The 25258-nt window shown below is 42.4% G+C and carries 18 protein-coding genes; 9 read left to right on the forward strand and 9 right to left on the reverse strand.

The window, feature by feature from the left end; all coding sequences use genetic code 11:
• Positions 1-121: 121 nt before the first annotated feature.
• The 6 genes from F824_RS0111225 to F824_RS0111255 form a co-directional block, all read right to left on the reverse strand.
• A complete protein-coding gene (locus F824_RS0111225) occupies positions 122-1765 on the reverse strand; it encodes a putative ABC exporter domain-containing protein (protein ID WP_019597988.1) in 1644 nt (547 codons plus the stop codon).
• Positions 1758-2474 (reverse strand): ABC transporter ATP-binding protein, encoded by a 717-nt coding sequence (locus tag F824_RS0111230; RefSeq protein WP_026333652.1) that lies wholly within the window; start codon positions 2472-2474, stop codon positions 1758-1760. The genes F824_RS0111225 and F824_RS0111230 overlap by 8 nt, the downstream gene beginning before the upstream one ends.
• Positions 2475-2851: 377 nt before the next feature.
• Positions 2852-3457, reverse strand: a complete 606-nt coding sequence (locus F824_RS0111240; RefSeq protein ID WP_026333653.1) for a hypothetical protein — start codon at positions 3455-3457, stop codon at positions 2852-2854.
• A 66-nt stretch (positions 3458-3523) separates the two neighbouring features.
• The gene (locus F824_RS0111245) at positions 3524-4795 is read right to left on the reverse strand and encodes an LVIVD repeat-containing protein (protein WP_019597992.1); all 1272 of its coding nucleotides are present in this window, start codon (positions 4793-4795) and stop codon (positions 3524-3526) included.
• Positions 4796-4927: 132 nt separating this feature from the next.
• Positions 4928-5344: a nucleotidyltransferase substrate binding protein gene (locus tag F824_RS0111250; RefSeq protein ID WP_019597993.1), complete on the reverse strand. Its 417-nt coding sequence runs from the start codon at positions 5342-5344 to the stop codon at positions 4928-4930.
• A gap of 279 nt (positions 5345-5623) precedes the next feature.
• Positions 5624-7063, reverse strand: a complete 1440-nt coding sequence (locus F824_RS0111255; RefSeq protein ID WP_394330220.1) for a S1C family serine protease — start codon at positions 7061-7063, stop codon at positions 5624-5626.
• A gap of 207 nt (positions 7064-7270) precedes the next feature.
• On the opposite strand from F824_RS0111255, the gene F824_RS0111260 reads away from it, so the two are divergent.
• From F824_RS0111260 to F824_RS0111295, 6 genes are all read left to right on the forward strand, one after another.
• Entirely contained in the window at positions 7271-8437 is a 1167-nt protein-coding gene (locus F824_RS0111260) for a 1-deoxy-D-xylulose-5-phosphate reductoisomerase (protein ID WP_019597995.1), read from the forward strand.
• Positions 8437-9756: an RIP metalloprotease RseP gene (gene rseP, locus F824_RS0111265; protein WP_019597996.1), complete on the forward strand. Its 1320-nt coding sequence runs from the start codon at positions 8437-8439 to the stop codon at positions 9754-9756. Before F824_RS0111260 ends, rseP begins: the two co-directional genes overlap by 1 nt.
• Positions 9757-10822: 1066 nt before the next feature.
• Entirely contained in the window at positions 10823-13312 is a 2490-nt protein-coding gene (lon, locus tag F824_RS0111280; protein WP_019597999.1) for an endopeptidase La, read from the forward strand.
• A gap of 53 nt (positions 13313-13365) precedes the next feature.
• Positions 13366-14385 (forward strand): type IX secretion system protein PorQ, encoded by a 1020-nt coding sequence (gene porQ / locus F824_RS0111285; protein ID WP_236613189.1) that lies wholly within the window; start codon positions 13366-13368, stop codon positions 14383-14385.
• Between the two features lie 11 nt (positions 14386-14396).
• Positions 14397-15803: an ATP-dependent protease ATPase subunit HslU gene (gene hslU, locus F824_RS0111290; protein WP_019598001.1), complete on the forward strand. Its 1407-nt coding sequence runs from the start codon at positions 14397-14399 to the stop codon at positions 15801-15803.
• A gap of 281 nt (positions 15804-16084) precedes the next feature.
• Positions 16085-16822, forward strand: a complete 738-nt coding sequence (locus F824_RS0111295; RefSeq protein WP_019598002.1) for an SDR family NAD(P)-dependent oxidoreductase — start codon at positions 16085-16087, stop codon at positions 16820-16822.
• Here the strand turns inward: F824_RS0111295 and F824_RS0111300 are convergent.
• Positions 16819-17307, reverse strand: coding sequence for a SixA phosphatase family protein (locus F824_RS0111300; protein WP_019598003.1), 489 nt, complete (start codon positions 17305-17307; stop codon positions 16819-16821). The genes F824_RS0111295 and F824_RS0111300 overlap by 4 nt on opposite strands.
• A 94-nt stretch (positions 17308-17401) precedes the next feature.
• Here F824_RS0111300 and F824_RS0111305 point away from each other — a divergent pair, with 94 nt between their 5' ends.
• Complete coding sequence (locus F824_RS0111305) at positions 17402-17596, forward strand: cold-shock protein (RefSeq protein WP_019598004.1); 195 nt, start codon at positions 17402-17404, stop codon at positions 17594-17596.
• Between the two features lie 218 nt (positions 17597-17814).
• Here the strand turns inward: F824_RS0111305 and F824_RS0111310 are convergent, their stop codons facing one another.
• Both F824_RS0111310 and gndA read right to left on the reverse strand, forming a co-directional pair.
• The gene (locus tag F824_RS0111310; protein WP_019598005.1) at positions 17815-19197 is read right to left on the reverse strand and encodes an amidohydrolase family protein; all 1383 of its coding nucleotides are present in this window, start codon (positions 19195-19197) and stop codon (positions 17815-17817) included.
• Positions 19198-19243: 46 nt separating this feature from the next.
• Complete coding sequence (gene gndA / locus F824_RS0111315) at positions 19244-21160, reverse strand: NADP-dependent phosphogluconate dehydrogenase (RefSeq protein ID WP_019598006.1); 1917 nt, start codon at positions 21158-21160, stop codon at positions 19244-19246.
• A gap of 50 nt (positions 21161-21210) precedes the next feature.
• Here gndA and F824_RS0111320 point away from each other — a divergent pair, with 50 nt between their 5' ends.
• Both F824_RS0111320 and F824_RS0111330 read left to right on the forward strand, forming a co-directional pair.
• Positions 21211-22668: a DUF294 nucleotidyltransferase-like domain-containing protein gene (locus tag F824_RS0111320; protein ID WP_019598007.1), complete on the forward strand. Its 1458-nt coding sequence runs from the start codon at positions 21211-21213 to the stop codon at positions 22666-22668.
• Positions 22669-22909: 241 nt separating this feature from the next.
• On the forward strand, positions 22910-25237 hold the full coding sequence (locus F824_RS0111330) for a glucosamine-6-phosphate isomerase (RefSeq protein WP_022582210.1): 2328 nt from the start codon (positions 22910-22912) through the stop codon (positions 25235-25237).
• Positions 25238-25258 lie beyond the last annotated feature (21 nt).

A 25258-nucleotide genomic window follows, 5' to 3' on the forward strand; every position in this document is an offset into this window, starting at 1 on the left:
ACAAATATTTTCAGCGCCTTGAATAGCACCCTGTTTTTTTCCAAATAATATTTTGTACTCCAATTGGAGTTTACCAGACCGAGGGAGCCTTTTGAAAATCAAAACAATTCTATTTCATTCCTCAAACCTCCTTGAATTCCACTCTCTTGACGATATCCAAGGTGAGATTCAGCATCACTGCAGCAACAATTGCCATCCCCACCGAGATGCCCAACATCCCAAAAACAAACTGCTTGGAAACGATAAAGAGAAATATGCCTGCGCCAAGTGAGGGCACTATCCCAAAGATCAACACACCACCGATGATCAATGGCTTGATCAGCTTCCGATCCCAACCTTCATCAAAACCCACCGTGGTGGAAAGACTAATCGAAAAACCCGTCAGATAAAAAGCCACCATACAAAACAGGAAAATGGGAATCAGGGCCCAATGCAGAGAAGCAATCAAGATGGTGGGGACGATCAAGACAACTGAAAATAGCAGCATTTGATAGACATCCAGTTTGATCATGTTCCAAAATTTGGAAGACCAACTTGCCGGAATGAGGATGAAAAATGGTTTTTTCAAATCCCCAACATTGGTCTTGCCCATTCCTGCAATAAAGTAAATGAAAATGAGGAAAAGAAGATATCCATAGATCACTTGATGCGGAAACCATTCAAAAAGTGACAACACCGCAAACACAATCCCCAGAGCCACCATGATCAAACTATAAAGACCAAACAATGGATGAAAGTCTTGCCTGGAGCTATGCACATAATTTCTCCAAAACAAAGCTTTTGCGCCTGTCCCAAAGTCTGGCAAGTCCAGTTTTTTTCCTGCATTGAGGCTGAAATTCGACTCAGACATCTGTTTTTTCCCTTTGGCTTTTTCTTTTACCTCTTCGTTGGATTGAGTGGAATCCAATACATCCTCGTAGTAGGCCCCCGAATGCAGGATGACCAATTTGAGAATCAAGAAAAAGGCCATTCCATATAAAAGGATAAAACCCAAAGCAATCCAAGGATTTTCATGCGTGAGAAAAGTGAAAATCCCTCGGCTCCAACCCACAATCGGGAAGAAATCAAACCATTTCGAACCAATCCAAGCAAACATTCCCTTCCAGAATTTTTCGGCCATCAGGCCAGGTATCAGCACCATCAAACCCAAAAGCACGGCCATTGAAAATACTCCTTTTTTAATGGAGGGCAGGATGCCGTATTTGGTGTTTAAGGTATAGATCAAAAACTTGATCGGGGAAAGCATGAAAAAAAACAAGGCAATCCCAATCGCCATGAAAGTAATGTTTGAAGTGGTCAAATCAAAGGTCCCAGCCAATTGACTCCCGCCATAGGCCAAGAAAATCAAACTTCCACCGATGGCCGGGAGCAAGGACCTGACCATGTAATAAATCAAAATATTGGAAGGGGAAACAGGTGAAGTAAAGAGGAGGTTGACGTCTGCCATGGTGAAAAAACTGACATTTTTCTTTGTCGCCCTGAACAATTGAAAAATAAAGAAGGCAAGCACCAAAAGCGTGATTCCCCCCGTAATACTCTGGAAGATATAATCCACCTTCTCCGAACCGGCCAAAGCATCATTCACTTCATCCATATTCACGGATTCATTTTCAACCCTATTGCGGCTTCGTGAAATGTAAATAAAACTAACATAGCCCACAAAAGCTGCATAGGGCAAAAGCCTAACCGGGTTTTTCAGGATCAGTTTGAGATTGTTGATCAGGATAAAGAGATCCTTTCTCAACAGTAATTTGAACTCATTCATCTTTTGTCAATTCTAAAAATAGATCCTCCAAAGTGGAATCATTTCCGCCATTAAAATTTGCTTTCAAATTCGACAAAGTATCATTCCCGATAATATTGCCTTCCTTCATGATCATGATCCTGTCGGCGATGGCCTCCACACTTTCCATCAGATGGGTACTTACCAGGATGGTCTTCCCCTCCTCTTTGAGTGTTTTAAAAATCTTTTTGGTGTTTTTGATGGCTTTCGGATCCAAACCGATCATCGGTTCGTCAAAAAACAAAATCCGGGGATCAGGGAGCAAGGCACAACAAATGGAAACCTTCTGCTTCATGCCCTTGGACAAATCCCTGCCGAGTTTGTCCTGCTTGTCAGCCAGATCATACATTTCAAAATAGACCTCCGCTCGCTCCTTCCAATCCTTAACGCCGTATGCTTGGGCGATAAATTGCATATGCTCCCGAACAGTCAGCAAGTCATAAATATTTGGGGTCTCGGGGATATAAGAAAACAATTTCTTGGCTTCCACGGAAAGATGGTCATGACCACCGATGGAAACCTCTCCTGCTGTCTTTCTCAAAAGACCGACGATGCATTTCATCGTGGTACTCTTTCCTGCTCCATTGGGACCAAGAAGCCCTACGACTTCCCCGCCTTGCAAGGAAAAAGTGATGTTGTTGACGGCATTTTGCTTGTCGTATTTTTTGATCAATCCGTTTACTTCGAGCATTTTCTTTTTTATCGAAACCAAAAATAACATAGAAAAATGTAACTAAGGTTGGATCTTTTCTTTTTATTCACCCAGGACAAATGATTTTTCGATGTTTGGTTTTCATAAATGTGGCTTGATCCAATGGTTCGCCGAAATGGTTTACCCTCTCCATTTTTTGATTGATATAAAAAAGTCTTTTGTGTGTAGGTTTAAATCCGAAACAGGCATTAGGAAATCTAATTCGATTGAAATCGCAAGAAAATCAGGCTGTTTGGGGAATAACGTGAATGACCGATGTCGTGAATTCAAAAATTATAAATAACTAAATGACTGGTAATTAATTTCAGACTGGAATAGAATTGGCAATGCATCAGACGGTTAAAAAAATCCAAAATTCAAAAAACGAGACCCCACTTCAGCAAAAGACTGTTGAATACATAATTTTCTTCACGAACAGAAATAAATCCCGGCGGAAGTCTGCCCTCTGAAAATCCAGTGGAAAGCCCTCCCCCTCTGACGCCCTCATAAAAAGAAGCACCTTGGCGCTTGAAACCCAAACTCCATGAAAAGGCGGATTTCCCACCTCTTGATTTCCGTCTAAGACCTATCGCTGGGCTAAATAAGGAACCACCTTCGTACCAAGATTCCCTTTGGCCCTGTCTATCTCTTTTTTCCAACAACGCAGACCCATAACCCAAATCCAAACTCAGATAGGGAGATGTTCTTTTTCCCTTTTCCCGGATTCCCCGCCAACCCAGTGCTACAGGCATCAAGTTCAAACCCGAATAAGTATCCAAACCGACCAAAAAACCCACTTCATGGTTAGGGTTGATTTTTACACCATTGAAGGTCTGGATGGAAAAATTGACCCGGTAATCGTAATCGTTGCTTTTCCCGAACATAGGTCCAATCTCGGTATGATTGACATATACGGGTGATTGGGATTGGGCTCCAAAGGCTATAAAAACGACAAAAATCGTAAGGATGAAATATCTAACCATGGGGTTTTTGACCTGAAAAAACAAGCCCCTTTCGAACGAATTGTCCAAAAGGGGTTTATAAATTTATTAAACTACGATTTGATTTTTGACTTGGATGCAACTCAGGCTTTTCAATTTCTTTGGATTGGAATAATCAAACTGGCAAACACCATCCGGACCGATGACGATCAGGGATTTGGGTCCCGGAATAATATCCACGGACTTCATGGACCTGAGGTGTTCCAATTGATTCTCGGCAATTTTGAAAACATCAGCCACCTGAAAACTTTTTAAACCCGAATTACCTTCTGCCAAATATAGATAATCTCCCGACAGTGCCAATCCATGCGGGTTTTCCATCGGATAGGCCTTCAATAATTGAGGATTATAAAGATCTGTAATATCGAGAACCTGGAGTTGGTCTACTCCTTGTCTGCAGGTCATTCCTGATCTTAAAGTCACAAATGCATATTGATCGTTGACCACAACGGGGTCGCACGCGGTGAGATGTGCATATACCGACATCAATTTGGGCTTGGAGGGAACACTTGCATCATAAATATGCATTCCTGTGGTGGATCCGATAAAAAGATTTCCTTTGAAAGGGAAAATCGTTTCTATTCCCCAACCCAACTGAAAGTTTTCCAAATATTTTGGATCCGTCGCAGTTTGGACATCAAACACCCGAAGCTTGGTTTCGTCCACGGCATAAAGATGTCCACTCATGAGTGTAAATCTGGCCATTGATCCACCCTGCCCATAACTTTCGCCTCCTCCGGAGGAAGAACTAAAAGCTCTCGAATCATTCATAGCTCCCCAGCCTCCTCCCCAGCCTCTCATAAATCCTGATTCGTAAGTCATGACCGTATCCTTGAATGTCATAAAAGTACTGGTGGCCAAATCAGTGTACATGTGTTCAAAAACGTCCTCCACCCTTTTGATCTTTTTGATGTCCCGTGGGTTGGTGATGTCGAAAGCCAATAAATCCACATAACTGTCCGCATACAAAATATTGGCATTGACGGCTAGATCCACGTTTCCGGGAATATTGATAAAATTCATCCCTATCGGGTTGGAAGGATTGGTGTTGTCAATGACATGAATGCCTTTTTGGGGTTCATTGATCAGAAGAAAATCGCCATAAATGTAAATTTTCCCTGGATTTTCAAGTTGTTTTCCAGGCCCGATAATGATATCCGCTTCCCGAAAAGTGCTCATTTGCATAAAAACCGGATATTGGGTCCGATAAGTATATGTACTGTCTACCTGATCTTGACAGGAGGGAAGGGTCAGAATCAGCATCAAGGAAAAAACAATTCCCAATGGCCAATTGAAGAGAGGAAGTAGCGTCTTTTTCATAGTTTGTGGCATGTCAAATTTCAAAAATAAAAAGCTTATGTATTCATGACGCAAGATTTTGTCATTCCGCTACAAACAATTGTAAATTAATTGAAAAAAAAATTATCTCCTGAATAAATCATGGGATACCATTCAATCACCCAATTTAGCAGACATCTTTCTCTCAAAATTTTCGAACAATTTAATGTATCTCCCAAGGATGTTTTGGACCAAGACAGGCTGATAATCCTCTGGGTAAATTGGATTGTATTTGATCCTACAGATGATCATATCCAACCAACCTTCCCCATCATCGATCAAATCTTCATGAAATGCATCAACGGTCGCATCCCTGGATCCGGAAAATGGCTTTCTCCCTTCTTTTTTGAAATATTCACCTATTGTAGTGAGCGCCAATTCATGGGTGATTTCAAAAACCCTGATGATTTTTTGTTCCAATTTCTCATTTAAGCCCTTGGATTTTGCCAGATCACGGATGTCCTTTAATTCCTCCAAGGAATCTTTATAATCGGCTAGGCATTTTTCGACACTTCTGGGCAATACCTTCATCTTTTCTTTGTTTTATAAAATTCAACCCCTGTAATGCATTTCCAATTCCATTTCAGCCTGTAATCACCTCCTCATCAGTGGGCTGTTTTCTATTTTTGATTTCACCACATCGGTACTATCCCATATCCTCCAAACAGCTTGATTTTCTTGCCGTTTCAACCTCATTGAAAACCTGTTGCATATTTCGAGTTTAACGAAATACCCCTCCAATTCCAAGGGATTAGGCAGAAAACACTTTCTAAAACAAGCTTATAAACACAATAAATCATCTGAATATACCTATCTCACACTATACGACTGCATAAATGGCTGTCCATTTGGCGCAAATCCTTCCAAAAGCAATCGGCCACTGAATTTCTCCAGAAACACACCCACGTCCTTGGGATCACGGGCTTGTTCGCCATTGACCTTAGTAATGACAAAACCTTCATTCAAACCCAACTCCCTTAAATATCCCCTTGTCAAACCCGTGATTTTGATGCCAAAGCTGATTTTCAATCTGTCCCGGTCAATGGCATTCACCGATTCAAGCCTTGCACCGAGAAGTTCTGAGGTATAAAACTCCCTGATCAAAACCCCCGTTCCTCCCTCCAAATTCTGCAAAGTCAATGATACATTTTTGACCTCATTGTTTCGAATCAATTTTACATTTATCTGATTACCCGGATAGTAATAGGAAAGCACTTCCTCAAAACTCCCTTTCCCCGTGATGGGTACACTTTCAATTTGGGTAATCAAATCATTCTTTCGGATACCCGCTTTTTCGGCAGAGCCGCCACCCAAAACATGAACGGCAATCACTCCATCCAAAGTCTTAAGTTTCATTTCTTCGGCAAGTTCCGGAGTCAATTCAACCACATCCGCTCCCAAAAATGCTTTTTGAACCTCGCCGAACTTGATCAGATCATTCGCGATCTTCATCGCAATATCGCCGGGAACTGCAAACCCATATCCTGTATAAGACCCTGTTCGAGACAAAATGGCAGTGTTGATCCCCACCAATTCTCCCCTGATGTTTACAAGCGCACCACCGGAATTTCCCGGATTGATCGGGGCATCTGTCTGGATAAAGGATTCCAAAGGAAATTCTCCTCCCAATATGTTGATTTGTCTTTCCTTCGCCGAGACAATCCCTGCAGTCACTGTGGACGTCAGGTTAAATGGATTCCCCACGGCGATCACCCACTCCCCAATTTTGAGTTCTCGGCTACTGCCCAAGGTGATGGCTGGCAGGTCTTGGGTTTCGACTTTCAGTACTGCTATGTCCGTGTTTTTATCGGTCCCTATCAGTTTGGCAGGATACGTCCTTTTTTGATGTACCACTTCAATGGTTTCTGCACGTTCTATTACGTGGTTATTTGTGATGATATATCCATCCTTACTGATGATCACACCGGAACCAGTGCTCACCCTTTGGGTGGGACCAGTCCCAAAAAAATAGTCGAAAATACTATACCTTCTTGTATCCGAGCCCGAAAAATTCTTGATAAAAACCACCGAAGGGGTGCTTTTCAGTGAAGCTTCCACGAAGGAAACAGGAATGGTTGAAATGTTCGGCTGGATTTGATCTGCATAATTTACCTGGAAATTTTCTGCTTGGGGAAATTGATCTTGTGAAATATTGGTGTTTCCTGAAAATTCATCTGCGAATTGGTGGAAAGCCCAAGCACCCAATAATCCGGACATAAATGCCAAAATGGCAAATTTTAAATTTTTCATCATAATTTTCATAACGAAATTTAAATTTTGATGTTAACACGAAATAGGGAAATTTCTGATCCGAAAATACGATATTTCGAAATGATAGGGGAAATAGCAAGGAAAAGTCTTTGATCGTTGTAATTTTGTCATTTTGAAAGCATAAAACATTTAGGATTCAAAACACTTTCCTTCAAGAATAAGCCCAAATCGACACAATAGGATTTCATGTCAGAAAAAAAACGAATTGCCATTCTTGGCTCAACAGGCAGCATCGGAACCCAAACCTTGGAGGTGATCAAAAACCACCTGGATAAATTTGAGGTTGAAGTCCTAACGGCCCAAAACAATGCGGATTTGCTGATCGCCCAAGCGAGGGAATTTCTCCCCAATTGTGTGGTCATTGTCAATGAAGACCATTATCCAAAGGTAAAAGAAGCGCTTCTTCCCATAAACATAAAGGTTTACACAGGTGAAAAGGCACTGAATCAGGTAGTGGAAATGGACACCATCGATGTGGTCCTCACGGCTTTGGTGGGATATTCCGGATTGATCCCGACCATACATGCCATCAAAAGCGGCAAACAAATCGCCTTGGCCAACAAAGAAACCTTGGTGGTCGCCGGCGAAATGATCACGAAACTTGCCAAAGAATATGCCGTCAATATTTATCCGGTTGATTCTGAGCATTCTGCAATTTTTCAATGTCTGGTGGGGGAATTCCACAACCCAATAGAAAAAATCATTCTTACAGCCTCCGGCGGCCCCTTCCGCGGCAAGGACCGGAAATTCCTGGAAACCGTCACGAAGGCTCAAGCCCTCAAACATCCCAACTGGGATATGGGCGCCAAAATCACCATTGATTCGGCATCCATGATGAACAAGGGTCTAGAGGTGATAGAGGCCAAATGGCTTTTCGGATTGAGATCCGAGCAGATTGAGGTGATCGTTCACCCGCAATCCATCGTCCATTCCTTGATCCAATTTGAGGATGGATCCATTAAAGCACAACTTGGATTGCCGGATATGCGTATTCCCATTCAGTTTGCATTGAGTTATCCAGAGAGATTGAAGGCGGATTTCCCGCGATTCAATTTTGCCCAATACCCCAATTTGACCTTCGAACAACCTGACTTTGAGACCTTCCAAAACCTTCAACTTGCATTTGATGCCATGGAAAAAGGCGGAAATGCACCTTGCATCTTGAACGCTGCGAACGAAATCGCTGTGGCCGCATTTTTGAGGGAAGAGGTTGGGTTCTTGGAAATGTCCGATCTTATCGCAGAAACGATGGTAAAGATGGATTTTATACCGAAACCTTCCTTGGAAGATTTCATAGAAACGGACAAAATGTCCAGAATCATCACACAGAAATTTATAAAGAGTAAAGTATAATGGATACATTGATTATGGTGGGCCAGTTGTTACTGGGTTTGTCAATTTTGGTCGGCTTGCATGAGTTGGGCCACCTTCTTACCGCCAAGATGTTTGGCATGAGAGTAGAAAAATTTTCCATTGGATTCCCTCCAAAAATCATCGGATTCCAATGGGGAGAAACGGAATATTCCATAGGAGCCATCCCTCTGGGCGGATTTGTCAAAATCTCCGGAATGGTGGATGAATCCATGGACAAAGATCAGCTTTCAGCAGAACCCCAACCCTGGGAGTTCCGCTCAAAACCAGCTTGGCAGCGATTGATTGTCATGCTGGGTGGTATTATTGTCAACGTAGTGACAGGTATCATCATCTTTGTAGTGCTGGTTCACCAAAGAGGAGAAACCTACTATTCCAGGGATCAAGTGATTGAGAACGGAATTGTCGCCTATGAAATCGGACAACAAATTGGCTTCCAAGATGGTGACAAAGTATTGGACATCAACGGGCAACCGTATGTGAGCATCAATGAGCTGAGCGGTGGCGAAGCATTATTGAGCAGCGGTGGATATTACTCTGTGGATCGTGGAGGAGAAGTCGTCAAAATCGATATTCCAAGAGGCTTCATCAACTCGTTTTCCAACGAGGAGAGCATGTCCAAATTCATCAACATCAGGTTTCCTTTTGAAATTCAAGAGGTGGCTCCCAAAAGTGCCGCTGAGGCTATCGGACTTCAAAAAGGCGATAAAATCATTGCGGTCAACGATCGTCCGATAGAATACTTCAATGAACTCCAAACTTCATTGGGTGAATTGAAAGGTGAAAAAGCAGAATTGACCATCCAAAGAAACGGTGAAATTCTATCGAAAACCGCAGACGTTTCGGCGGAAGGAACCATTGGGATTGCGATCAATTCTTTGCTCTCCCCCGTTGTGAAAAAATATGCAATCGGTGAATCGATTGCAAAAGGAACCCAAAGGGCCTTCGGTGTGGTCATCGTGAATGCAAAAGCCCTGGGCAAAATGTTTACAGGAGAAGTCTCCGCCAAGAATGTCAGTGGCCCTATTGGAATGGCTCAAATCTATGGAAATCAGTGGGATTGGGTCAAATTTTGGACAATCACAGGTTTGATCTCCATGATCCTCGCCTTTATGAACCTCTTGCCAATCCCCGCTTTGGATGGCGGGCATGTAATGTTCCTTTTGTATGAAATGATTTCAGGCAGATCGCCTTCCGATAAGTTCCTTGAAAATGCCCAAAAAGTAGGAATGGTCCTATTGCTTGCCTTGATGGTCTTCGCCATCGGAAACGATATTTTAAAATTGTTTACCGGGTCTTAATCTTTGAAAAGAAACTGATCAAATAATTAAAAAAAGCCGTTGGGAAGTAGATCCCAACGGCTTTTTTTAATTTGTCCCGATTCCGAGTAACAAAGCTTTCCAGGAATTCATTTATAAACCCTCTATCCAATACATGAATAGAGGTTGGTTTCACAAGTAGATTTAATCCGAATTCTAAGACATTGGAAAAGTAACGTAGCGCATCTAACTTGAATCAAGTTAGATGGAAATATGCATTCCGTTTCTTAAAGGGGTTGAAACTGCAAGGAAATCAGACCATTTGGGAAATAAGGCCTGGTCCCGAAATGGTGAAGTCAAAAACAGCAAACAACTGATTGATTAATCATCAATTTCAGGGTGCAATGGAATTGGAAAGGCATAAAACAGGTTTTAATCCTGATTCTATAAAATCAAGGGGGGATCTATCCCAAAACACTTTGGGAAATTGAACCCGTTTTATGCATTACGAACTCATTTCAATATTGTAATTAACTGATATTCAATTAGGTGTTGATTGATTTTGACTTCACCCTATTGGTATCAGGAATTAGTCTCCCGATAGTCTGGTTTTCCTGCAGTTTCGCTCTCATTTGGATACCGAATGCATATTTCGGGTGGAATGTAAACAGGATTCCTGATGTGACCCGTAGCCTATCAGACCCAACCCCACCCTCCTTCCAAAAAACCAAGGAGATTTTGGGGAAAACATTTCCTTTAATGCTACTCTGACTATCCGTTTTTGCCCCTTGACGAATTTTCTCGCTATCGGGCTTGAAGGCCAAAGAGATCCAAAATTCTCGGTTTTATGGATTTTTTTACTGGCGAAATGGGACTAATGGGAAAGTTAAGGACATCTACAAAACTTATAGATTGGAAGCAATGAGGCCTCTGGAAAACAAAAACACAACTTCTGGATTAATTATAAAACAATATCAACTAACCCTGCCAATTTGTTACTAAAACAACATTGGCATATACATTGAAATTAAATGAAAAACCTTCTTAAATTGAGGGATTATCTATTCTATAAAAATTAACATGACATTTGTACTGTCATATTGTCTATATGAACAATTTCGGAAATCAATTATATCAAGCGCTTATGGTAGGGGATTACTCAGGAGAGGGGGAACTCATCCAACTCATTACGGATGAAGATGATGATAGTCCTCTGCAACTGGAAAAATACCAAGAAGAAATCCCAATCCTAACAGTAAGAAATACCGTTCTTTTTCCCGGCGTGGTCATTCCCATCACTTTGGGAAGGCAACGCTCCATAAGATTGGTCAAAAAAGCCCAAAAGGGAGATAAATATATCGGTGTTTGTGCCCAAATCAACCCCAACAACGATGATCCCTCATGGGAAGACATCCATCAGGTGGGTACAGTCGCCAAGATCATCAAGATGATCGTATTGCCTGATGGCAACACGACGATCATCATCCAAGGCAAAAAGCGCTTTAAAATCAAGGAAACCATCACCGATGATCCCTATTTTATTGCCAAAGTAGATTATTTGGAAGAAAATTTCCCGAAAAACAGCAAGAAAATACAGGCTTTGGAAGAATCCTTAAAAGATGCTGCGGCAAAAATTCTTCACCTCAATCCAGAAATACCAAGGGAAGCCCAGGTTGCCTTGGACAATATCGACAACACGGCATTTCTCACCCATTTCCTTTCCTCTAACATCAATGCTCCAGTAGAAGCAAAACAGCGGCTTTTGGAAATCAATGACGGTATCGAGCGGGCAACGCTTTTGCTCGAATTTATGATGAAAGACATTCAGATGCTGGAGCTGAAAAGCGAAATCCAGAAGAAGGTCCATACTGATATTGATCAACAACAAAGAGATTACTTCCTGAGGCAACAAATGAAGGTCCTTCAAACCGAACTCGGCGAGGAAGGATCCGAAAAGGAAGTGGATGAGCTTCGCAAAAAAGCCGCTAAGAAGAAGTGGCCAAAAGAAGTCGCCATACACTTTGCAAAGGAACTGGACAAAATCATGCGCATCAATCCATCTGCTGCCGAATATCCAATATCCTTGAACTATGCAGAGACTATGGTGGAATTGCCTTGGAATGAATTCACGAAAGACAATTTTGACCTCAAAAGAGCCAAAACCATCTTGGACAAGGACCATCACGGTTTGGAGAAAGTAAAGGAGCGGATCATTGAGTATTTGGCCGTTTTGAAATTAAAAAATGACCTTAAAGGTCCGATTCTCTGTCTTTATGGACCTCCAGGTGTTGGAAAGACTTCCTTGGGAAAATCCATTGCCACAGCATTGGGAAGAAAGTACATCAGAATGTCCCTTGGTGGTCTTCACGACGAAGCCGAAATCAGAGGACACAGGAAGACTTACGTAGGCGCAATGCCGGGTAAGATTATCCAAAACATGAAAAAAGTAAAGACATCCAATCCTGTTTATGTATTGGATGAGATCGATAAATTGAGTTCCGATTTCAGGGGAGATCCTTCCTCTGCTTTCCTTGAGGTGTTGGACCCAGAACAAAACAGCACCTTCACTGACAACTATCTGGAGGTGGAGTATGACTTGTCCAAAGTCCTTTTCATCGCCACTGCAAATTCGCTAGACACCATACAGCCTGCGCTTAGAGACAGGATGGAAATCATCGAAGTGACAGGGTATACTTTGGATGAAAAGGTTGAAATAGCCAAAAAACACCTTATTCCCAAGCAACGGAAGGAGCATGGGATCACAGGGAAGGACGTGACTTTTGAAAGAAGTGCCATTGTAAAACTCATTGAAGATTATACCCGGGAATCCGGTGTGAGAAGTCTCGAAAGGGTGGTTGGAAAAGTGATCCGAAACGTCGCGAAATCCATCGCAATGGAGGAAGAATACACCAAGAAAATCACCCCGGATCAGGTCCGAAAAGTTTTGGGCGGGGAGATTTTTGACAAAGAAATGTATCAGGACAATACCGTTGCAGGCGTGGTCACGGGCCTTGCCTGGACACCTGTGGGAGGAGAAATTCTCTTTATCGAAACCTCGCTGAGCAAGGGAAAAGGCAAGTTGACCCTATCCGGTCAGCTTGGGGAAGTGATGAAAGAATCTGCAGTGACGGCACTTTCCTACCTGAAATCCAAAGCCGAGAAATTCGGAATCGATTATAGGGTATTTGACCAATACGACCTTCACATTCACGTGCCGGCAGGTGCTGTCCCAAAAGATGGACCTTCGGCTGGAATCACGATGCTGACGGCCATGGCCTCCGTATTTTCCCAAAGAAAAGTCAAAGCCAAATTGGCCATGACTGGTGAAATCACCCTCCGCGGAAAAGTGATGCCCGTGGGAGGTATCAAGGAAAAAATCCTTGCTGCCCGGAGAGCCGGATTGAAAGAAATCGTGCTTTGTCATAAAAACAAAAGGGATATTGATGAGATTGATGAGCAATACGTCAAGGGAATTACGTTCCATTTTGTGGACAAAGTAGAGGAGGTTCTGGAAATTGCACTTTTAAAGACCAAAGTGGATGACCCAATGAAATTCACCTTCGACAGTCCCAATAGAGTTGCCGTCGTGAACGAATAAATCCCTTGGGGATTATTTCCCAGCACTAATCTGCACGGCAAAATGAATGCATTTTGAAGTACACAAAACCATATCTCTACCTGATGGTGTTGGGCTGCTACATGGCAGCCCAACATCTTTCCTGGGGACAAGCCAATAGGCGTTCCTTTAATTTCATTGAAAATCCCACATTCACCAAATTGGCAGGCTTGGGAGGTGTAAATCTGACTGCCGGAAATGATCCTTTGATGTTCTTAGCCAATCCAGCACTGCTCGATAGTGGATCTACAGGAATGCCGGCCTTTCACTACCTGAATTTCCCCGAAGGAATACATGTTGCAACAGTAGGATTCAATTTCAACCACGACGAAAAAGGAACCATTGGGATCGGCTTGCAATATTTTGATTATGGTAAATTTGATGGTTTTGATCCATCTGGAATACCGACTGGAGATTTCAATGCACGTGAATTCGCATTGACCATTGGCTATGGCATGGGACAGGGCGTATTCCGATACGGAGCCAATTTCAAACTATTGGGCTCAATTCTGGAAAGTTATCAGGCCTATGCAATTGCACTGGATTTCGGTGTCAATTTTGTCCATCCCGATCAAGATATTGTATTGGGAATCAATGCTCGGAATATCGGATTTACGGTAATCCCCTATTTTGAAGGAGAAAAAATGCAGCTTCCAACAGATCTAAGGATCGGAGGGAGTTACAAACCTGAGTTTGCCCCATTTCGATTTCATTTGACGCTGAGAAATTTACAAAGCAGGGAAGTAGATTTTTTTGTTCCCGACCCATTCCTGAATGGGGAAGGTGTCAGTACGGCGGACAAATTCTTCAGGAGGGTGGTAATAGGAATGGAGGTTTTGCCCAGTGAACATTTCACTTTGCGACTGGGTTATAATCACTTGATTCGAAAAGAGTTTGAAACATCCTCAGGCGCCGGTGCAGGTGGTTTTTCGGGAGGTTTTGCTTTTAGGGTTAAGAAATTTGAACTATCCTATTCTAGGATGTTTTACAATGTACCGGGCGGTTCGAATATTTTCGGCGTGTCCACTACCATTAATGAAAAACGAACGTTTTAACGTTATAAGATATGAGAAACGAAATCAATGATTTGACACCAAGGCAAATCGTGGCTGAATTGGATAAATACATTATCGGACAGCACGATGCCAAAAGAAATGTAGCGATCGCGCTTCGAAACAGGATCCGGAGGATGAATGTCAAAACAGACATCCAAAAGGATATCGTTCCCAACAACATCCTGATGATCGGATCGACCGGTGTCGGTAAAACCGAAATTGCCCGAAGGTTGGCCAAAGTCGCAAATGCACCCTTCACAAAAGTGGAAGCTTCAAAATTCACCGAAGTGGGTTATGTGGGCCGTGATGTAGAAAGCATGGTCAGGGATTTGGCTGAGCAAGCCATTCACTTGGTCAGGGAAAAGAAAAATGAAGAGGTCAAGGAAAAAGCTGCCCATTCGGTAGAGGAAATCATCTTGGATATTTTGATTCCTCCCGTAAAAGCTTCTGCGGGCTTCAATCGACAAACGCTTTCTAATCCGAGTGATTTCAATCCCGAAAATGCATCAGAGGATGAATTGAACGAAAGAACCCGAGAACGTTTCCGGGAGAAATTGAAAAACGGAGAACTGGAAGACAGAAAGATAGAAATCAACGTGAAGCAATCTGCCCCAGTGGGTATTGGGATGATGGGCAACGGCATGATGGACGATGCCAGTATGGCAGGAATACAGGAAATGATCAGCGGCATGATGCCCAAACGCACCAAGAAACGCAAGCTTACCATTGGCGAAGCCAGAAAGGTACTGATGGAAGAGGAAGCCGGAAAACTGATTGATTTTGATGAGGTTAAGGAAGAAGCCATTCGTTTGGCTGAAAACAATGGCATCATCTTCATCGATGAAATTGATAAAATCGCGTCCAAAAGTGGAAAGGGCGGCGGAGGTCCAGATGTAAGCCGAGAAGGCGTGCAAAGGGATTTGTTGCCTATCGTGGAAGGAAGTGCAGTAAGCACCAAATACGGCATACTCAACACGGATCACGTGCTATTTATTGCAGCCGGAGCTTTTCATGTCAGCAAACCTTCAGACCTGATCCCGGAATTGCAGGGTAGATTCCCGATTCGCGTTGAATTGAGCAGCTTGACGGAGGAGGATTTTTATCGCATCCTGAAAGAACCCAAAAATGCCTTGACCAAACAATACCAAGCGCTTTTTGAGGCCGAAGAAGTATATCTGGATTTCAATGATGAGTCTCTGCAAGAAATTGCCAAACTTGCCTTTAAAATCAACGAAGATGTGGAAAACATCGGAGCAAGAAGATTGCATACCGTGATGAGTCACCTGCTCAATGACTACCTTTTCGACGTACCGGACACCATAGAAGCCAATTCCAAAATCATGATCACCAGAGAAATGGTTCAGGAAAAGCTGAGTTCCTTGGTCAAAAACAGGGATTTATCACAATATATTCTTTGATAAAAGAGGGGCTAAAATGCCCCTCTTTTATTTCATTACAGTTGTAACTTCTATTTTTTAAAACCGAAATATGCAAAAGATTCTCAAATGGGATTGAAATTGTAAGAAAATCAGACTATTTGGGGTATAAGGTAGCGTACCGACAGGGTGATGTAAAAAATTATGGGTAACTGAATGATTATTAAACCATTTAAGGCTGTATTAAAATTGGAAATCAATCACCCGGGTTAAATCACAGCTCAACATGAATGAGAATCTTTAAACTCAAAACCTAAGGCAATATGAAACCAACAAATTTATACATTATCACTGGGTCTAGCAAGGGAATTGGAAAAGCATTGGTGGAAATGCTTTCCCAAGATAAGAAAAACCAAATTATTGGAATTTCCAGGTCCGAAATGAAAATGGATTCACCAAATTACCATCCCATTGTTTTAGATCTTGGGAATTTGGAAGTGCTTGGTGATCGATGGGATGAATTTTTTCCTGCTGGGACATTTGAGAAAATCATCATGATCAACAATGCGGGTTGGATTGGTCAAGTAGATCATTTTGGTAAACTTGATCCAAAAAATATCCTGGATATTTTTAATATCAATACGCTTGCTCCTGCCCTATTGATGAATGAATTTATCAAAAGATATGGAGGTTCCAAAGAAGCTGAAAGAATTGTAGTCAATATCAGTTCGGGAGCAGCTAAAAAGCCTGTCGATGGTTGGTCAGGATATTGCGCCTCCAAAGCAGCCTTGAACATGCTCACGGAAATCGCCCAAAAAGAAGCGCTTATCCAATCCTCGGGGATCCTATTTTTTGCCCTATCGCCAGGTGTGGTGGACACCAAAATGCAGGAAGACATCCGTTCTGCCCCGCTGGAAGGATTTACCTCGCTTCCAAAATTCCAAGGATTAAAGGCCAATAAGGAGTTGAGTACTCCCAAACAAACCGCAGAAAAAATAATGTTCCTTATCGAGAATCCCTCAAAATTTGGAGAAGTACTTCAAGATGTCAGGGATTTTTAATCATTCTTCGGGAAATCAAAAAACCATAATTTGGCGTTTTGAGGACTGATTTCTTTCCAAGAATTCACATCAAAAGTCAACCCGAATTGCCCACATGTAGGAAGATTGTCGATTTTCCCTCCGAACTTCTCGATCAAGTCATTGAGTCCTGGATTGTGCCCAAAAAGAAATAGCGTCTGAACTTTGTTCTCAGTTTTTTTGATTTCGTCGAATATCGTATCGGCCAAGGAATGGAAAAGCCTGGACGTAAAATGAATTTTAGCTTTTGGGAAATCCAGGATTTCCGCCGTGATCAATGCCGTATTTTTTGCCCTTTCTGCATCCGAGGAAAGCATTGCATCTGGAATAATATCCTTCTTTTTCAATCTCTTTGCCATTTTTGGTGCATCTCTTAAGCCCCTTTCCGCCAATGGTCTAGAATGATCATCAAGATAAGGACTCTCCCAAGAAGATTTTGCGTGGCGAATAATGACAAGCTTTTTCATGGTTCCAATTTAGTGAATTTTTTATTTGATTTAAGTTATTAAATATTTACATTTATTATTCAGATAACCACATATTCATTTAAATTCAATCATTATGCTTACTGGAAAAGTTAAATTTTACAATGATGCCAAAGGATTTGGTTTTATCGTTGACGATCAATCACAAAGTGAGGTTTTTGTCCATGCCACGGGCTTGATAGACAAAGTTGGACAGAACGATAACGTTACGTTTGAGTTAAAAGAAGGAAAAAAAGGACCAAATGCGGTAAATGTCAAAAAATACAATTAGTATTTAAAAATATCCAAAAGAAAACAAGCCCTTCATTCGATAGGCTTGTTTTCTTTTGGATTGAACCAAATACCTTTAAAAATCCGCCCTTATTTTTCAAATTAAATGCCGCCTTTTATAAAGGTTTTTGACTTTTTCAACTTCCTTCCCCAATTAACAACCCGACGATGATCAATCATTGCAGAACGGCGCTTAGTCTTCAAACAATGATAGCGTTTTTATTTCCTCCTGTTTTTTTCCTCAATCCGGTTAAGTTCAGTATCCAGTTCCTCACGTGGGATCCACTCTCCACGGACCATAATGCCATGAAGATTTTTCAGGGCATTCAAATCCTCCAGCGGGTTGCCATTGACCAGAACAAAGTCCGCTGCTGCTCCTTTCCTTATAGAACCAAATTCTCCAATCTTTTCAAAATATGCAGCTACATTGATGGAGCCAGATTTCAGGATTTCGAATGGACTGACACCCGCATCATGCATCGAGGCTATTTCGTGGTGGATGGAGAATCCCGGCACATTGAAAACCTGAGGTGAATCGGAGCTCATGACCAAGGGAACTCCACCTTCATGCAATGCCAGCAACATTTCTTTTCTAAACTCCAGATAAGGCACCACCTTCTCTTCACTTAGCAGCCCCTGGTTTTCCAACATCTTTTTTTGATTTACCCATTGCTGTACTTGAAGTCCAGGCATGTATTTCATTTCGGGAGCCAACCTGAATTCGTCGGCCGGAACATACCCGAAAAATCTTTCGAAAAGCGTCAGAGTTGGGGCAATCCATGCTTTCTTTTCCAAGGTCAATTGCACCAGTTCTGGGATTTTTGATTTATCGGCCTCCCCTACCAAAAGCATACTGAAAGGGCCGGCGATCTGTGGGTCCAGCCGAGACTTATCCGCAACCAAAGCCTCGATATAGCCATCCATGTGCTCCACTGAACGGTATCCATTGTTCAGCGAGTTTTGCAATCCCACATCGAGGGAAATGTGTCCCCCAAACATGATCCCTACTTCCTTTGCTGTTTTAGAAATGGCAAGAAATTTTGGCAAATCCAATCCCGGGTGAAGCTTGAGATGGTCGTACCCAGCAAGTTTTTGATCTTTCACCATTTGGGCGGCTTTTTCAGGGCTTTGTACAGAAGTCCCGTTCAGGGAAGGGCCTGCTGCAAAAATTCTTGGTCCTTTTATTTCACCTGATGCAATCTTCCTTTTTAAGACCAGATGGGATGGATGGCCTATCATGCCCCTGACATTCAAGATCCCATTCGCCAGATAAAGCCACATGACATCTTGGACATAGGAAAAATCATCCGTTTCGGTAATAGGAATATGAGAATGCATCTCCGCAAGTCCCGGAAAAACATAAGCCCCATTCCCGTCAATAACTTTCAAATCCTCATCAAGGGGAATTCCCTTTGCAATTGGAAATAGGCCTTGGATTTTTCCGGATTTTACATGGATGAAATGATCACTCAAGACTTGATCGGATTCCATGCTGATGATATGGACATTGGTCACAGCATATTGCTGAGCAAAGAGGTCAGTGGAAAAAGCCGCCAAAAGAAGCAAAATAAAGGTTAGCATTCTTTTTTTCAAGGTTTTCATTTCGGGTTTTTTAGGTTTTAAAGGGTTAAAAGGTCTACCTGTGATTTCATCTGGTTTTTTTCTGTGCCAACAGCCAATCGGTGTGGAAATAAGCCCCCGAAGGATCCCCTTTGATTTGGTAGGTATGGGCCCCAAAATAATCTCGCTGCGCTTGGAGAAGGTTGGCCGAAGAATTCGCCGTGATTCTGCCAAAGAGATAATTTGCGGCCGCAGACATGACCGGCAATGCAAAATCATGCTGTAAACCCAAGCCAATCATGCTGGTAAGATCTTTTTTCAGACCTCTGATTTTCAACACCATTTTGTTGTTTCTGAAGATGGCTTGGTCTGTCTCAAAAACAAAGACCAAATCTTCCATCAAACCTGACCTGATGATGCAACCATTCGTCCAAATCCTAGCAATTTCACTGAGGTTCAGATCCCAGTTTTCATCTTCAGAAACCTTTGACATCAATGAAAATCCAACCTCATGATTGATGATGCGTGTCAGGGCATAAGCATTTTTTAAAGACTCCAACAGGAGATTCTTGTCTTCTCTGAAAGCCAAAAATTTATGTCCAAAAACCGCCCCGAGCTCCTCCCTTTCCTTTTTGAACCCAGATAAATTTCGGGCCGCCACTGCTTCGGACAAAGGACTATAGGGGACATTGTATTTCAAGGCAGTGGTCAGCGACCATGCACCCGTTCCCTTCTGACCCGCCACATCCAAAATCCGGTCAAGCAGGAACTCTGAATTCTCCTTGAACAAAAGAATATTTGCCGTGATTTCCAACAAATAACTTTTCAACCCTTCTTCAGCCCACCCTTTCAATACCTGGGAAATCTCAATGGGATTGATTTTCAATCCATATCTCATTAAGTGGACGGTTTCCGCCAAAGCCTGCATTTCTGCATATTCAATGCTGTTGTGCACCATCTTGACAAAGTGTCCTGAACCATCTGGACCAACATAGGTAACACAAGGCTTCCCATGCTTGTCTTTGGCCCCGATCTTTTCCAAAAATGGGGCGATCCTAACATAGCCTTCCCGATCACCACCGGGCATCATGGAAGGACCTTTTCTCGCGCCTTCCTCCCCTCCTGAAACGCCCATCGGTAAGAAATGGAATCCTTTCCCCCTGAGGTATTGGCTTCGTCTTGAGGAATCCTCGTAAAAAGAATTTCCTCCATCGATGATCAAATCCCCTTCTTCCAGAAGCGGAATGAGCTGTTCAATCTGTTGGTCAATGGCAGCACCCGCTGGAATCATCAGCAGTATATTTCTGGGCTTTTCTAAACTCCCCAGAAACCCTTCCATCTCGTCAAATCCTTCCAGCAAATGTAATTCGGAATGTACCGACGCAAATGCTGATGCTATTTTTTCTTCTTTTTGGGGAACATGTCTGTTGAAAACGGATACGGGAACACCTTTTTCGGCCAGGTTGAGTGCCAGGCTTTTCCCCATCACCCCCATACCGATCACACCCATTTTAGACAAAAATGGATTGGATGTCAGGTATTTAAAGGCTTGCTCCACCAACTCCCCTGGATCTTCCTTCACATCCAAATGAAGTCCATAGGAAGGATCTTCCCATGTTTCCATTTGTGAAGTGAGCAAATCAGGGTTCATATAATGGTTTTTCCGGTTGCTAAGGCGTGCTGCCAAAAGTTGTTTTTCTCCTTTTAAATGTATCCAATGGATATGAGGGACTACCTGAAGAATTTCTCTATATTCTTCTTTCAAGGCAGAACAGGCCAAGATCGCTCCTTGTTTGGAATTCCATTCTTCGATTTTTTCAGCAAGGTGATTCAACCATGGTTCCCGATCATGATCGGTCAACGGAATACCTTGTTGCATCTTTTCAACATTCACGGCGGGATGAAAATCATCCGCATCATAAAAAGGCAAATTTAATCTTTTGGCCAAAAGCGAACCTATGGTCGTTTTTCCACTGCCAGATACTCCCGTCACGATTATAATCATAGCCCAAGTTAATAAATTTAATTATTTTCACCATCAGAAGCCGAGCGACCATGATACAAACCAGTGAAATCAGCACCGATCATTTCTATTCAAAAAAGGTAGGTGATCTCCATTTCAGAAATCTCCGTACCTGTCCTGAAAACACCCCAATCTTTCAGGCAGCACAATGGATGTCCCAAGAGAAAATTTCATGTCTTTTCGTAGGCGACTCCAACCAGCAAATAAAAGGTTTTGTGACCGACATCACTCTTCGGGATCAGGTATTGGCAAAAAAGCGAAATCACGATATCGCCATTGGGGAAATCATGGATAGAAATATCATCTACATTCGCAAAGACGCTTATCTGTACGAAGCATTGTTGATGATGTTCCAAACCAAAACGCGGTATCTATTGGTCAAAGACGGCTCGGAGTATGTCGGTTGGATCAGCCGGACCAAAATCCTGACCGAACAATCCCAAAGTCCGTTTATTTTCATCCAATCGGTAAAACAAGCGTTAGACATTGACGAATTGAAGGAAAAATGGCTTCAAGTCCCCGAAATCGTACACCAGTTGGTCACCCGTGGTTTAAAAGCCGAAATCATCAATCAGATCATCACCACCATTGCAGATACGATCACATTGCGGGTAATTGAAAACACGATTTCGGAAATCGGTTCCCCTCCTGCCAAATTTATATTTTTTGTCTTGGGCAGCGAAGGAAGATCCGAACAGACACTAAAAACGGACCAAGACAATGCCATCATTTACGAAGACAAAGCCAACGAACACCGGGAGGAAACCCGTGAATACTTTCTTGATTTTGCCGATAGGATATCCTCGGCTCTGGACACCATCGGGTTTAGCTTCTGTCTGGGCGGATTTATGGCCAAAAACCCTAAATGGACCCATTCCCTTTCCCACTGGAAAAGAAATTATGAGAGCTGGATCCGTGAATCCACCCAAGAAACGGTCCTCAAATATTCCACATTTTTTGATTGCAGGGGAATATATGGGGATTTTTCCCTATTGGAGGAATTGAAATCATTTATGGATCTCCAGCTCCAAAACCCAACCGAACGGTTTTACATCAATATGGGAACAAATGCCCTCCAATATGAACCACCGCTGACTTTTTTCAAGAACATCCGAACATTCAAAATAGATGGGGAAAAGTTTTTTGACCTCAAAAAGACCATGACACCCATCGTGGATTTAGTTCGGATTTTCTCCCTCAAAAACAGGGTTTTTGAAACCAATACCGGGAAACGAATCAAACATCTTCAAGAAAAAGGGGTCTTTTCGAGTAAGGAGGCCCAAGAACTTATCCATGCCTATTACTACCTGATGGCCTTGAGGTTGGAAATCCAATCCTTACAGATCATCAAAGACCACAAAACGCCTGAGAATCACATCAGTCTGCATCAATTGACCAAAGTACAAATGGTGACCTTGGTGGAGATTTTCAAGGTGATCAAAGACTTTCAACTAAAAATTAAGATAGAATTTACAAAGAACATATTTTAACGAATCGAAATATCTTTTTTAATTTTTTTATAAAAGTATATGATTTATAGTAAAAGTTTTTTTATTTTGTATTGGAAATAAAAATCGAATTGACCCCTTCCTTACTGATGGAAGCCTCCAGTTTTGGTTGTTCCCCAATCAGGGTTGTCAAATGATTATTCGGTTTTGAAATTCTTAGAAAACTGAGAACGTTCAGTTCAGCAAAAAAGAAAAAAAACCTAACACTATACGCAAGACCATTATGCTTCAACAATACCCACTTTCAGAAGTCGAAAAAGCTTTTCTAAAAGAGTCAGGAGTTCAGAAAATCAGCACTTTGATTCCCTACCTTATGGTGGACAATTTCCCAAAACTGGGATTGATCACTGCTTGTAGGTTTCTTGAGTGGGTTTCCGAAAACCCAAAAGGGGTAATCAGTCTTCCGACGGGAAAAACCCCTGAATTTTTTATCAAATGGACTCAATACCTTTTGGAAAACTGGGACTCTAAAAAAGGAAAGGAAATCCGGGCAAAATACGGTATGTCGGAAACAAAGAAACCGGTCCTGAAAGACCTGACATTTGTTCAGATCGATGAGTTTTACCCCATTTCCTCGCAGCAAAACAACAGTTTTTTCCACTATGTAAACAAATTCTATCTGGAGGGTTTTGGCTTAAGCAAGGAAAATGCGATTCTGATCAATTCAGATGAAATCATACTTGCCGAGGGAAAGCATTTCAAAGAAATATTCCCGGATTTGAAAGTGGATCTTACCCTTAGATTTAGGGACCCAAAAAACCCTTTGGAAAAACTCCAACAGCAATCTATCTACAAAATCGATCAGTGGTGCGGGGAGTATGAACAAAAGATCAGAGACAAAGGAGGCATTGGCTTCTTCCTTGGGGGAATTGGTCCTGATGGCCATATCGCCTTCAATACAAGAGGGTCACATTTGTTTTCCGTCACCCGACTGACCGAAACCAACTTCGAAACCCAGGCCGTCGCCGCTGGGGATTTGGGCGGAATCGAGGTATCGGCCAACCGATTGGTCATTACGATCGGATTGGAAACGATCACCTACAACCCCGATGCTGTCGGCATCATCATCGCAGCAGGTGAAGCCAAAGCCCCAATTGTAAAAGATTCACTTGAAACCCCGATGAACAATGTCTATCCTGCAACGGTCCTTCAAAAACTAAAAAACGGTCGGTTTTATCTGACAAAAGGAGCTGCTGTGAAGTTGACAGATTCCATGGACAGCTACTATGCCAATGGGGATTGGACATGGGAAAAAACAGAGCGTTCCATTATGGACCTCTGCAAAAAACTGAAAAAATATGGCCATCGTTTAAAAATAGATGACCTCAAAAATGATAAATACACCTCTCTGATTCCGGATTTGTCAGAAAATACCGTGAACCAGGTCATGGAAAGTGTTTTGAAAAAAATAAAGAGGGGGACAACCAAAGAAAAAAATGAGGTGCTGCTCCATACGGGGCCCCACCATGACGATATTTCTTTGGGAATATTGCCCCACGTCACGAACCAATTACAGGAAAACAGCAATGAGGCCCACTTTTCTGTGCTGACTTCGGGATTTACTGCAGTCACGAATATTTTTGTGATTGACACACTTTTGCACACCAAGAGACTCCTGGATGAGGGGCAAATACAAATGGTGAGATACGAAGATTTCTTTTCTGTGGGATACAAGCTGAAAACAGACAAGGACGTGTACCACTATCTGACCAATGTCGCCTCGGAGGATCCTGACCAAAGAATGCGTGGTCTTTGTCATAGAGTAGTGCGGGCGATCGTGATCATCCATCAAGTTAGAAATAGACAAGAACTCCGGGACACCATCAATGACATTATCAGTATATTGAAAAATTCCTATGATGGTGAAAAAAATCCTTCCAAAATCCAAAAACTGAAGGGCATGATCCGTGAATTTGAGGAGGAGTTGGTCTGGGCGCATTTCGGTGTGCAGGTGAAAAATGTCCACCACCTTCGTCTTGGCTTTTATACCGGCGATATCTTTACAGAGCAACCTGAGAAAAAAAGGGATGTAGAGCCAATTTTGGAAATGCTGAGAAAAATCAACCCCACGAAACTCAGCTTGACCCTTGATCCGGAAGGTTCCGGTCCAGATACGCATTACAAGGTACTCCAAGCCACTGCGGAAGCCGTCCGCCAATGGGCTGAAGAAAAAGATTTGAGCAAGCTCCGCATCATTGGTTACCGAAATGTTTGGTTTAAATTTGAGCCCCATGAGGCCAATGTCATCGTTCCGGTTTCCTTGGGAGATATGTCTGTCATGGAAGATTCCTTCTCCAATTGCTATCTCAGTCAGGTGAACGCCTCCTTTCCGAGCTATTCCCACAACGGGAAATTCAGCACCGTGGCCAAGAGGATTTGGGTGAGTCAGTTGGATGACATTCAATTGTTACTTGGGAAAAACCACTTCTATCTCCACGAAACAGCAACCGTTCGTTCCAGTCATGGTTTGATTTTCTTCAAGGACATGAATGTGGAAGAATTTCTGGCCCATGCAAGGGATTTGGAAAAATCAATCGAGGGAATGATTTAATATTAAAAATAATTCAACTTT

The sequence above is a fragment of the Rhodonellum psychrophilum GCM71 = DSM 17998 genome (assembly GCF_000381545.1).
Taxonomy (GTDB): domain Bacteria; phylum Bacteroidota; class Bacteroidia; order Cytophagales; family Cyclobacteriaceae; genus Rhodonellum; species Rhodonellum psychrophilum.

Excerpts from the sequence above, each read along its gene's own strand:
- F824_RS0111225 (WP_019597988.1), bottom strand. The coding sequence starts at position 1,765 with ATGAATGAGTTCAAATTACTGTTGAGAAAGGATCTCTTTATCCTGATC.
- F824_RS0111230 (WP_026333652.1), bottom strand. The coding sequence starts at position 2,474 with ATGCTCGAAGTAAACGGATTGATCAAAAAATACGACAAGCAAAATGCC.
- F824_RS0111240 (WP_026333653.1), bottom strand. The coding sequence starts at position 3,457 with ATGGTTAGATATTTCATCCTTACGATTTTTGTCGTTTTTATAGCCTTT.
- F824_RS0111245 (WP_019597992.1), bottom strand. The coding sequence starts at position 4,795 with ATGAAAAAGACGCTACTTCCTCTCTTCAATTGGCCATTGGGAATTGTT.
- F824_RS0111250 (WP_019597993.1), bottom strand. The coding sequence starts at position 5,344 with ATGAAGGTATTGCCCAGAAGTGTCGAAAAATGCCTAGCCGATTATAAA.
- F824_RS0111255 (WP_394330220.1), bottom strand. The coding sequence starts at position 7,063 with ATGAAAAATTTAAAATTTGCCATTTTGGCATTTATGTCCGGATTATTG.
- F824_RS0111260 (WP_019597995.1), top strand. The coding sequence starts at position 7,271 with ATGTCAGAAAAAAAACGAATTGCCATTCTTGGCTCAACAGGCAGCATC.
- rseP (WP_019597996.1), top strand. The coding sequence starts at position 8,437 with ATGGATACATTGATTATGGTGGGCCAGTTGTTACTGGGTTTGTCAATT.
- lon (WP_019597999.1), top strand. The coding sequence starts at position 10,823 with ATGAACAATTTCGGAAATCAATTATATCAAGCGCTTATGGTAGGGGAT.
- hslU (WP_019598001.1), top strand. The coding sequence starts at position 14,397 with ATGAGAAACGAAATCAATGATTTGACACCAAGGCAAATCGTGGCTGAA.
- F824_RS0111295 (WP_019598002.1), top strand. The coding sequence starts at position 16,085 with ATGAAACCAACAAATTTATACATTATCACTGGGTCTAGCAAGGGAATT.
- F824_RS0111300 (WP_019598003.1), bottom strand. The coding sequence starts at position 17,307 with ATGAAAAAGCTTGTCATTATTCGCCACGCAAAATCTTCTTGGGAGAGT.
- F824_RS0111305 (WP_019598004.1), top strand. The coding sequence starts at position 17,402 with ATGCTTACTGGAAAAGTTAAATTTTACAATGATGCCAAAGGATTTGGT.
- F824_RS0111310 (WP_019598005.1), bottom strand. The coding sequence starts at position 19,197 with ATGAAAACCTTGAAAAAAAGAATGCTAACCTTTATTTTGCTTCTTTTG.
- gndA (WP_019598006.1), bottom strand. The coding sequence starts at position 21,160 with ATGATTATAATCGTGACGGGAGTATCTGGCAGTGGAAAAACGACCATA.
- F824_RS0111320 (WP_019598007.1), top strand. The coding sequence starts at position 21,211 with ATGATACAAACCAGTGAAATCAGCACCGATCATTTCTATTCAAAAAAG.
- F824_RS0111330 (WP_022582210.1), top strand. The coding sequence starts at position 22,910 with ATGCTTCAACAATACCCACTTTCAGAAGTCGAAAAAGCTTTTCTAAAA.